The organism is Psychrobacter sp. TB20-MNA-CIBAN-0197 (assembly GCF_040309765.1).
Classification (GTDB): Bacteria; Pseudomonadota; Gammaproteobacteria; order Pseudomonadales; family Moraxellaceae; genus Psychrobacter; species Psychrobacter submarinus.
Map to the genome: position 1 here is coordinate 1 of NZ_JBEOPC010000896.1, position 259 is coordinate 259.

At 66.4% G+C, this 259-nt stretch carries 1 protein-coding gene; it reads left to right on the forward strand.

Going from position 1 to position 259, the window contains the following annotated elements; genetic code table 11:
- Positions 1–259, forward strand: a 259-nt coding sequence (locus tag AAEY83_RS16450; RefSeq protein ID WP_351060767.1) for an FUSC family protein, incomplete at both ends; no start/stop codon positions are given.

The following is a 259-nucleotide window of genomic DNA, read 5'->3' on the forward strand; positions in this document are numbered from 1 at the left end:
CTGCACAGCTATGCGCAGACCCATGCGTCCCTGGCCGAGCACCGCCACGAACGCGAGCGCTGGGACGAGCCCTTCACCCCGCAAACCAACTGGTGGGCCGCAGCCGCGTCGGGAATTCGTGCCTCGTTCATCCTGATTGTGTTGGGCAGTTATTGGGTCGCCACCGCGTGGCCGAGCGGGGCGACCATGACCCTGATCGCCGCCGCCACCGTCGGCCTTTCCGCCGCGACACCGAACCCCAAACGCATGGCCTTTCAAA